The sequence below is a fragment of the Ruegeria sp. AB8 genome (assembly GCF_056542605.1).
On sequence record NZ_JBQGAB010000051.1, the window covers coordinates 1 to 9,487 of the forward strand.

Consider the following 9,487-nt stretch of genomic DNA (forward strand, 5'->3'; position numbering starts at 1 on the left):
TTTTCCACATTGGCCAATGAATCCGGCCGCTGGCATCCGGACGCCATTGAGCGAGCCCTCGCGCATGTGGAAAAGAACGAAATCCGCCGGGCATACGCACGCGGCGCACACTGGGATGAGCGAGTTGATTTGACGCAGTGGTGGGCAGATCAGCTTGATAAGATGAAGAAGGAAAAACTGGGACATGATTGAATGTGAACAGGCCCCGGTACAACCTGCTGAACACTTGATGCAGGTTTGGATCTATCAGAGCAGTTGGTCTCTCGAAGAAGCCGTCCCACTGGCACTGGGCATTTCGCCAGATGATGCCGGAGTCGCACAGGTGCTGAATGACCATAGCGCGCTACTAACCAGGGCGAAGCGGTCAGGTGAACGATTGGGCGCGCCTGTGTTTTGGCTTTGGTGGGCAGAGCGCAACAACCTACCGTTCCATACGGATTGGTGGCTGGCCATCACACCGGCAGGTCCGATCGCATTTGACGGTCAGCATTTTGCCCACCGGAGGAAGGAAATTCTGTCCCCCGACTACGCCGGACAGGAACGGCGTCTGATTGGGCAATGGGTCCGAAAACCTTATTGGACAGCCCGCGAGGCAATTGATTTGTCGCTGAACTTTAAGCCATTCCGCACAGATAGCTGGCGCGGCAACGCCCCGGAAACCGGAGAGACGATACGTGAGCGTGAAGACAGGTTCCTGATTTTGGAAAGAGCGTTAGAGATCGGGGAAATCAGTGAGAAGGCGCCTGCAAAGGACTATCTGCTTTGGCTGGCGAAAAGGGGGTATTATGTGTCCTTAGCGTGGCGGCGTGCCGTGGGGATGCCGCCTCACGATAGCCAGCATCCGGATACTGTTGTCGAGAATGCGGAAATCATTGAGGAGAACGAGAAACTTCGAGATATGCTGCGAGCGAAAGATGAGCGCCTGTCTGAATTGGACGCAAAGCTAGAGGCCTCTTCCTCCGCCGAAAATAGCCGGGCTCAAAAGTCTGCAAGCACTACACGGATCGCAACGCTTCAAAAAGCCCTCATTGCTTGCGCAGTGGACGGCCACAGTTACACGCCCATTCAAAAACGCTCTGAAGTGCCGAAGCAGATTGCGGACAAAGCCGCTGAACTTGGCTGCGGGGTGGACCAGCAAACGGTTCGTAGGCTTCTAAAGGAGGCCAGTGAGTTGCACGTCAACAGCAACTATTGGAGCGACTGAACCCTTTAAAAGTAAAATTCCTATCGTGGATCCACGATCGGGCTTCGTGGATACTCGCTGCACAAGACCGGACCTCGTCAGCCTTGGACCATCTGTAACAAACATAGATGGACTACGATGCAATTTGACGATCTTCCCGACGATGCGCTGCTGCGCGAAAAGCAGATCCTGCACCCTCACGGTCCCGTACCTGTATCCCGTTCGACGTGGTGGGCAGGCGTCCGCGCAGGGCGCTTCCCTCAGCCTGTGCGCCTCGGACCTCGCACAACAGCTTGGCGTGTTGGTGACATCCGCGAACTCCTGCGGGAGGGCGCTTGATGTACCAGCCCCAGAGCTTTTCTCTTTCCCATAACCGGGCATCTCTGAATGGGGGTGCCGATGGCTAAATTCAACCACAACGCCGCAGTGGGGGATCTTTTCGCAGATCCCTCTACTCCCGTTTCGCAACCGCCTGTGTCTGACACCAATCAAGGCGGGGTTCAGGCTCAAGTTCAGCTTCATTCCACTCCGCCTTCTCTGACTCCGGCGCAAGTCGCTGCGTTGGAGGCAATAGAAGCTGAAAACCTCGGCAAAGACGAACGATATCTCAAAGACGTTGAAGTGGCCAAACGCTTCGGCATCGCTCGCCAAACAGTCTGGAAACGCGTGGAGCTTGGTGTTCTACCTGCACCGATCAAACTGCCCCCAAACAGCAGTCGCTGGCGCCTATCCAGCCTGCTCGCGTTTGAGAAAAAACTGGCTGAAGCATCACGCCAAACCAAAAAGAAAAGTCGCAAGGCAGGGCACGAAGCATGACACGGGCCCACTACAAGGTGAAGGTCTGCCAGGACCAAGTCTATTCGGTAGATGAACTATGCAAAATCTACAATGTTCGCCGTAATGCCATCACCGACTGGATGAAATCCGGCCTGCGGAAATCAGACGATCTGCGCCCTTTTGTTTTTCGTGGGGCTGAGCTGCAACGCTACCACAATGGCCAGAAGCGCAAACCGCTCGCTAAACTAAAACAGGGTGAGTTCAATTGTTTGAGCTGCGGCAGCGCAGGTTATCCCGCTCCTCAGTCGATCTCGCTGATGACAACCTCCAGTTATAGGTTCATGGCGGTGGGTGTCTGCGCTACCTGCGATGCCCAGGTAACAAAGTTACTGAAAGTGTCAGAATACGACAGCATAGAAAAATGCCTAATGTCGGGTACCAGCCTGGCTCTGATAGACGAAAGTAATTGTGAGATCCCAGCTGATACCGGGAATAAACCCGACTTTCGCGAGACGGTTTGGTATCCGACAAACGATCGGATCGTGCATGAGTGGCAAATCTATGCTGGGCGCTTCGAGACTTCGACCAAACGCGCCCATCTGCGGAGCATCCGCATGCTGGAGGTTTTCCTAGGAGGCAAAGCCTTCGACAAGGTCACGCCAAAGGACGCCGCAGACTTTCGTGATCATTTGGTCAATCTTGGCCAAACGCTCAAAGAGCATGGCGGTTTGGGTAACTCTACCATCCGGCACCACGCTTCGCAGGTTCGCCAGTTCTTCGAATGGCTACGGCTTCAGGATGGCTACAAGCGTTTGAGTCAAAACATCCCGCTCTATCTGGAGCTTCCAAAGGCGGTACACGCCAAAACCCTGCCGCGTGATGATCGCGACTATCTGACGATCGAGCAGGCGGAAAAGATGTTGGAGAAGATGCCAGATCGCACAATTGCAGAGCGTCGTGATCGTGCCATGGTGGCTTGTGCTTACACCAGTGGGTTACGTGCCGCAGCGCTCACTACCCTGAGACTGAAACATATTGACCTTTGTAAAGGGGAGCTGGTTCAGGACGCCTTAGAAATGCGCGCGAAGAATGGGAAGAGCTTTCGCAGTGTTTTCTTCCCGCGTACTGAAGCCTTCCAAGAGGTCCTTGTATCCTGGCTTTCGGAGTTATTTGTACTGGGCTTCACCGAAGACGACGCTATCTTCCCTGAGCTTGCACATCTGAAACAACGAGGTCCAGAGATCAGCCCCGTACTCCCTATGAAATCCTCCTCAGCCGTGAGTTGTGCCTTTGATCTCGCCACCTCCCAGATCGGACGCAAATGCACACCGCACTCCGTTCGTGATACACTCAAGGCACTTGGGGATGAGCTTTGCACCTCTCCCAAAGACCGCAAAGCCTGGTCCCTAAACCTCGGCCATACGAACGAAAAAATCACGGAAATCTACTATGGGAAAATGTCGGACCAGCAACGTCGCAGCATTATTGAAGGGCTTTCTACTGGTGGTTTGCTGACCGCCAAGGAAAACGCAATGGTGCTCGACTTCTATGAAAGCCGCTTCGAACGCGGCAGTGACGAGTACAACATGGCCAAACGTCTAGCCGAAAGGCGTGCGGCTGCTCGCGACGGAAATGAGGTGCTGGAGTAGGGGCAATTGCTGCGCTGGCCACGAACGGCAGAGATGCGCGGAAAGCAGACTTTGGAAAGTGCAGCAGATTGCTCCAAACGGTCATTGCTTCAGATAGCAGCGTACGTCGGCTATGAGCCCAAATTGGTCTTTCGATTTTCACAGCCGCGTAGTTGCCGCAGTTCGTGGCAACTCAGATTTTCGATGCCGTGGCACCGCGGAGAAAACCTGCGCCGCGAACTCATGGAACGTTGGGCGATAGGGACGCGATAGTTTCTCGGCAGCGCGATCAGCTTCGGTCAGCGGGGATAGGTGATCGGGCAAATGCTTGAGCAGGGCGGTATCAAAAGGGGCATTCATCGTCTTTCTCCTTGTTCCTGTTGCCACTGTGACAGGGGTAAAAGATCTTCGCTTGAAGACAGCCCTTAGAAATCCCTGTGAATTCATTTGGATTTGTCTAGAATTTCAAAGATCATCTTGGATCAAAGGTTTGTCTCATTGTTTTACCGTTTTGGAGATTGCGAACTCGACACTGCCAGCCGCCGACTGAAATGCGCCGGTCTGGAAGTTGCCATCGAACCGCAAGTTTTCGATTTGCTGCGGCTTCTGGCGGAGAACCCTTCAAGATTAGTGACCAAAGATGAGATCATTGACGCCGTCTGGGGCGGACGCGTCGTTTCCGAAAGTGCCGTCAGCGCCCGGATCGCTGCAGCACGCCGTGCGATTGGAGACAACGGAAAGCAGCAGAAGGTAATTCGGACACATCACGGGCGAGGTCTGGAAATGGTTGCTGTTGTTACAGGCGGCGACGCCACCGACCGCCCAAATTTGGAAAAACCAATGGCTCCCAAGGTGCGATACACGATCTCAAAGCGCGGGCACTCTTTGGCCTATCTTGTTTCCGGTTCCGGTCCACCGCTGTTTCAACTTGATGGTCCGCCGCTTAGCAAGGAGAAGGCGTGGCACATACCGATCTTGCGAGATGGCTATGATGCCTATCGAGAGGGTCGTACGCTCATTCAAATGGACTGGGCCGGAACGGGTCTGTCGGAGGCGTTGGATGAAGCGCTTAGCATCGAAGAGAATGTCGAGGATATGGTCGCCGTTGCCGATGCCGCCGGGTTAGACCGATTTGCTCTCATGAGCGAATCTGGTGCGTGTTTGCCAGCCGTCCTATTCGCTGCAACGCATCCTGAGAGGCTCACACACCTTGTCATGGTTGGCGGGTATGCAGAGGGCCGCGGGATTCGTGAGGCGCAAGGCCAGCCCGAGGTCTTGAAGGCTATGATGGAGGCAGGTTGGGACCAGCATAAAGGCGGGATCGCCACTGCCTTTCTCACGGCCTATTTTCCCGAGGGTCCGGCCGAAGGCGTGCGGCAAATGGTGGGACTAATGCAGGAAAGCGCCTCTCAGAAATTCATGCTCGATCACCGCGACCGGTCCAACAATGCATCAATCATCGATGTATTGAAGAATGTCGAATGCCCGACTCTGATCATTCAAGGTCGTAACGATTCAATACATCCCTTGGTGCAGGCGAAGAAACTTGCTGCAGGCATTCCCGGCTCGGAGCTGTTGGTGTTGGAAAGCGCGAACCACCTGCCTGTCCCTGGCCACCCAACATTCGATGTGTTTATCCAGGCGCTCCGGGGTTTTCTCGATGCCTGACAGATAAGGCGCGCGGCTGGAGGCAATGGCTCCTTCGTCCGCAACTTGGTCATTCCCGCAATAAATCTGAATGTCCGCCCCCCCTAAAAACCGAGCAACCTCCTGCATCCAAATAAAGAAGCAAATGCAGGAGTTTGATCCATGAAGTACTTGTCTGCCCTCGGCGTTCTCGTCGGGGGTTTTCTTTTGCACCCACCGCCCAAGGCTGTCCTGACGACGATGCTCTGGGTGGTGTCTCGGTCTCATCCCGCTGTCTCGGCGCTGGTTCTGTTGGCGGTCCTCTGGACGTGGAGGCCCGACGATGACTGAGCTGAAGCTTGTCTGACGTCAGCACCAATGGGACAGTTTGAAAGAGTTACTGCGACGGAGCTTTAGCCGGTGAGTATCCCTGAGTGCTGGACAGCGCTTGGCTGTCGCGTTGTTTGAATACAGGACCGCCAGCAAATCCGGGATCGATTTCGATTACATAGAGCTGACCCGCCTTCGCCTGAAGCTGTAATTGAGGTTTCTCCATAATCACCAATCCAAGTCCTACGTTCAAAACGCTCGCCACAGTCTCAGCATTCAAATTTACCGTTCCGGGGCTGACTTCTTGCACATGGCGTGTACCAACAGACATGTCTGCCACAGCATTACCGTTTACAAAGACCCTATAGATATTTGCGCTGCCTGCAAATTCGTTTCCACGGAAAAATACAACCATTGAACGATTCGCTGGAACGGTTGGTACCAGGCTCGTTGTTCCTTGATTTCCAATTGAATCGGTTGTCTTTGGAGATGGAGTTTCGCATCCTGCAATCAAGAGAGTGGCAATTGTCGCGGCGATGGGTAGAAGCTTCATTTCCGGCTCTCCTAGATCATTCTCCGAGCTTCGGTATTTGGAAAACCAGATTAATGAGAAACACTTTGTCATGTATTGACATACGTCAATATGAAGACCCCACCTACTTATTTGCGCCAGCAGCGTACCTGTGCAGTTGTACGATTCTGCAACCTGTCTCAAGGTAGTGCTCCGCGTCTGGGTAGATTGCACATCCTTTCCGCATTGGGCTCCCATCAGTCATTCGCAGCACTAGGATTGAACGTCCGCCCCCCCAATCCGCCAGCACCAGCGACCCCCGTCAGCCCCCGGAACGACTCGTCAACGGTCCAGTCCTACGGACGCCGTCAGCACTAGAGAACGGCCTCTCCGGCGGTCAGAAGTGCCCCATAGCGGAACCAATGCTTTGGCCGACCCCCTGGCCCAAAACTTCAACCGCCTCTCAATGTGTATTTTTTCACCGGTTTTGGCCAAAACTGGAGTTTTTCAACGATACCCGCCCGAAGCAGACGTTCGGTACAGGATCGGCAAGCCCGCAAATCATAGCTGGTTTGAAGATCACGCGGTATCATCACTTGGTGGCCTCTTCCGGTTGCACCGGGTAGCCAGCAAGGGTCAGGCCTTCCATTATTTTGTCAATAAGCTCTTTGGGCATCCCACGTGCGCGAAACGGTGCACGCGGATCTGACTGGTATTCGGGGAACTGCTGTTTGATATATTCTACGGTCTCTTCAGCCTTCATTTGCTGCCCGTTTAGGGCATAGCTGGCCGCAAGACTTGCTTTGTTCATGGGCAATCTACCCGCCGCAGCCAACTGTATTTTGATTGCTTCCTCGTAATCACCGCGAGAAATAGCATCCAGATGCGCCGCATAGGTATAGCCCGAATGCAGTTTTGGGTTGAGCGCCCGTGCCCGGTCGATCCATGCCAACCCCGTTTCAAAATCACCTGAATAGGCAAAGAAAATACCCAGATCAGCTAGAATCCAAGAGTCATTCGGGTTCAGTGCCACCGCACGCTCAGCATGTTTACGGTAGACATCCATGCTCTCACCCAGCAACCGGCTCCGTACTGCCAGTGCGTAATATGCATCTGGGTTATCGGGATCTGCTTCGATGGCATGTTGAGCCGCGTCAAAGCTTTTCTGAGCCCAATCGGGATCAAGGTCGTAAGAGTTCTTTTTTGAATCAAGGTAGTTGTACGCGAGGCGCGACCAACCCAATGAATAGCCTGGCTCTTCCCGCACGGTCCGCAGCAGACAATCGCGTGCCTTTCGGTGCTCGGGCAGTGCAAAGGTCTGATAAAACCAGTGTGCGGTCATAAAGCACTCATATGCATCGAGGCTTTCGGGCGCCTTTTCGCGGATCGTTTTCAGAACATCGGCCTTGAACAATGGGGCATCGCTCGATCCGATAAGCGAGGCAATCTTGCTGGCGACTTCCACCTGCACGTCCAGAACGCTCGCAAGGCTCAGGTCGCTTTCAAAGGGGCCAGGAGCCTGAAGCTGCAGACAAGTTTTTGCATCGGTAAACGTGGTGGTGACGCGAAGCTTGTCGTCAGAACGCTGCACCGTGCCACCCAGTATGTAATCCACAGCCAGCTCATCGCGGATCGCTTGGCAGTCCGCATTTTCTCTGAATGCCTTGCCGGCCCCTGGCGCCAATACGAACAGGTTAGTGAACTTGGCGAGCATCACGTTAATATCGCGGGTCAGGCCATCGCTGAAATAGTCGTCCTGCGGACCGCCGCCGACATTCTCGAAGGGTAGGATCAGCACCTTTGGTCCGGTTGGCAGGGCATAGGCCTCTTCTTTTGGGTAGAACTGGTACGCCAAACCTGCAAGCGCCAGAACAGCTGCAGCAACCACGGCGCCCAATTTTCGACTATCACGCCGCGGTGCCGGCTTAACCGCCTTGTCCGCTGGCCAAGTCCAGAGTTCCACGCTTCGAGTGATGTTCTTCAACTCGTGGATGCCAGAATGCCCGAACTCGACATCCAGCTTTCCTATGACCATTTCGGCAACCGGTTTCGATACAACGATCCCGCCGGGGGGCGCCAAGGCCTCGAGCCGCGCAGCAACATTGACCCCATCACCCAGCAAGTTATCACCCCGGACCATTACATCACCAAGATGAATACCAATGCGAAACTGCAGCCGTTTGGGCCCTGGGCTTTCCGCGGCGCGCCGGGCCATATCCCCCTGTGCAGCCAATGCCGCCTGTACCGCTTTGACCGGGCTGGAAAATTCAGCCACCACGCTGTCCCCGGCACTACCGAAGATCCGACCGCCATGGCTTGAAATTTGCGCGTCAATCAGTTCCCGGCAGACCGTCAGTTCGGCCAGAGCCGCTTCCTCGTCCTCGCCCATTAGCCTTGAATATGCGACAGCATCCGCAGCGAGGATTGTGGCCAACCGTCGTTCCATCAGAACCTCTCAGTGACTGAGTTTAGCCTAATGGTGAGATTTTTCTATGCGCGTTAACGAGCAGCTTCGAATGTCGACTCTGTCCGCAGAGCGGACGTCGGTTGCGATTTCGTGAATGACAGCATCGAGCCCATTTTGTCCGATGCCGCGCGGCGCATGAATGTCCGGTACTGTGAATTTAATCGATGGTCAGGCGACAAGTCCCAGCTCTTTGTCGGTGGCTGTCGCTGCATATTTTTCCCTTGGGGGCATGGGTCTCGATTGCCAAGGCGGTTCGAAGGCGAAACTTGAAACGCTGCGACCGTCAGGTAGGGCGCCGTTTCCGGCCCCGAGCGCGTAGTCGTAGTAGAGTTTGACGATCTCTTCTTCAGTCACCTGCGATGTTTCTGGATGCGCCATGCATGCATCACGCCACGCTCGTACCCGGTCATAGTCTTTGCCAACGGGTAGTTTGAACCCTTCGTAGTAGTCAAGAAACCAAAACCGCTTGAACATCGGGGTAAAAACAGCCTCTGCCAAACCGAAGTCCTCGAACAGGAATGTGCCAGTCGGATTATGATGAGCTAAGAAATCATCAAGGTCTCGATAGAGCGCGAGGAGTTTATTCAAATGCTCATCTCGGAGCGCCTGATCCTGATTCATGACAAAGAGATAGCCTGCCATTGTAAAGGGTCCTTCGCGGGCGATCAGCATCGACTCAATGGCGTGCTCGGCAGGATCACTGCGGCGCAATGGTGCCCCTGGCAGCGCCTCATCAAGATAGCGCAGGATCACGAGGCTTTCTTTCAAAATAAGGCCGTCGCTGGTTTGCAGCACGGGCAAGGCTGTCGTACCTCGGGTCTTGGCTAGCAATTCGGGATCGCGAGGCTTGGTGATGTCTATGACACGAAATTCCACGGCATCCGTCAGTCCGCGCAGCGCCAGTAGGATTTCCAGTCGCTGCGAGAAGGGACAGACGGGGATATGATAGACGATGTGTTTGCCAG

The 9,487-nt window shown here is 54.5% G+C and carries 9 protein-coding genes and 2 pseudogenes; 6 read left to right on the forward strand and 5 right to left on the reverse strand.

The window, feature by feature from the left end:
• The 5 genes and pseudogenes from ACR0CG_RS23120 to ACR0CG_RS23140 form a co-directional block, all read left to right on the forward strand.
• Window positions 1-192: pseudogene (locus ACR0CG_RS23120) on the forward strand (integrase); the annotation flags it as partial.
• On the forward strand, window positions 185-1,204 hold the full coding sequence (locus tag ACR0CG_RS23125) for a hypothetical protein (RefSeq protein ID WP_480527818.1): 1,020 nt from the start codon (window positions 185-187) through the stop codon (window positions 1,202-1,204). The pseudogene ACR0CG_RS23120 and the gene ACR0CG_RS23125, both read left to right, overlap by 8 nt.
• Before the next feature lie 117 nt (window positions 1,205-1,321).
• Complete coding sequence (locus tag ACR0CG_RS23130; protein ID WP_170519334.1) at window positions 1,322-1,522, forward strand: helix-turn-helix transcriptional regulator; 201 nt, start codon at window positions 1,322-1,324, stop codon at window positions 1,520-1,522.
• A 60-nt stretch (window positions 1,523-1,582) separates the two neighbouring features.
• The gene (locus tag ACR0CG_RS23135; protein ID WP_480527820.1) at window positions 1,583-1,999 is read left to right on the forward strand and encodes a helix-turn-helix transcriptional regulator; all 417 of its coding nucleotides are present in this window, start codon (window positions 1,583-1,585) and stop codon (window positions 1,997-1,999) included.
• Entirely contained in the window at window positions 1,996-3,609 is a 1,614-nt protein-coding gene (locus ACR0CG_RS23140) for a tyrosine-type recombinase/integrase (protein ID WP_480527821.1), read from the forward strand. Before ACR0CG_RS23135 ends, ACR0CG_RS23140 begins: the two co-directional genes overlap by 4 nt.
• A gap of 138 nt (window positions 3,610-3,747) precedes the next feature.
• Here ACR0CG_RS23140 and ACR0CG_RS23145 read toward each other — a convergent pair whose 3' ends face one another.
• Window positions 3,748-3,948 carry a hypothetical protein gene (locus ACR0CG_RS23145; RefSeq protein ID WP_170609149.1) on the reverse strand — a complete coding sequence of 67 codons (201 nt, stop codon included), beginning with the start codon at window positions 3,946-3,948 and terminating at the stop codon, window positions 3,748-3,750.
• A 138-nt stretch (window positions 3,949-4,086) separates the two neighbouring features.
• Here ACR0CG_RS23145 and ACR0CG_RS23150 point away from each other — a divergent pair, with 138 nt between their 5' ends.
• Window positions 4,087-5,256 carry an alpha/beta hydrolase gene (locus ACR0CG_RS23150; protein WP_480527824.1) on the forward strand — a complete coding sequence of 390 codons (1,170 nt, stop codon included), beginning with the start codon at window positions 4,087-4,089 and terminating at the stop codon, window positions 5,254-5,256.
• Window positions 5,257-5,611: 355 nt separating this feature from the next.
• On the opposite strand, the gene ACR0CG_RS23155 is transcribed toward ACR0CG_RS23150, so the two are convergent.
• The 4 genes and pseudogenes from ACR0CG_RS23155 to ACR0CG_RS23170 form a co-directional block, all read right to left on the reverse strand.
• Window positions 5,612-6,097, reverse strand: a complete 486-nt coding sequence (locus ACR0CG_RS23155; RefSeq protein ID WP_170611814.1) for a hypothetical protein — start codon at window positions 6,095-6,097, stop codon at window positions 5,612-5,614.
• Between the two features lie 550 nt (window positions 6,098-6,647).
• Window positions 6,648-8,090 carry a hypothetical protein gene (locus ACR0CG_RS23160; RefSeq protein WP_480527828.1) on the reverse strand — a complete coding sequence of 481 codons (1,443 nt, stop codon included), beginning with the start codon at window positions 8,088-8,090 and terminating at the stop codon, window positions 6,648-6,650.
• 3 nt (window positions 8,091-8,093) lie between these two features.
• Window positions 8,094-8,501 (reverse strand): annotated as a pseudogene (locus tag ACR0CG_RS23165) (adenylate/guanylate cyclase domain-containing protein); the annotation flags it as partial.
• A 189-nt stretch (window positions 8,502-8,690) separates the two neighbouring features.
• The coding region (locus ACR0CG_RS23170; RefSeq protein WP_480527826.1) for a glutathione S-transferase family protein at window positions 8,691-9,487 on the reverse strand (797 nt) is incomplete at its 5' end.

Coding starts and splice junctions, on each gene's coding strand:
- ACR0CG_RS23125 (WP_480527818.1), top strand. CDS start 185: ATGATTGAATGTGAACAGGCCCCGGTACAACCTGCTGAACACTTGATG.
- ACR0CG_RS23130 (WP_170519334.1), top strand. CDS start 1,322: ATGCAATTTGACGATCTTCCCGACGATGCGCTGCTGCGCGAAAAGCAG.
- ACR0CG_RS23135 (WP_480527820.1), top strand. CDS start 1,583: ATGGCTAAATTCAACCACAACGCCGCAGTGGGGGATCTTTTCGCAGAT.
- ACR0CG_RS23140 (WP_480527821.1), top strand. CDS start 1,996: ATGACACGGGCCCACTACAAGGTGAAGGTCTGCCAGGACCAAGTCTAT.
- ACR0CG_RS23145 (WP_170609149.1), bottom strand. CDS start 3,948: ATGAATGCCCCTTTTGATACCGCCCTGCTCAAGCATTTGCCCGATCAC.
- ACR0CG_RS23155 (WP_170611814.1), bottom strand. CDS start 6,097: ATGAAGCTTCTACCCATCGCCGCGACAATTGCCACTCTCTTGATTGCA.
- ACR0CG_RS23160 (WP_480527828.1), bottom strand. CDS start 8,090: ATGGTCATAGGAAAGCTGGATGTCGAGTTCGGGCATTCTGGCATCCAC.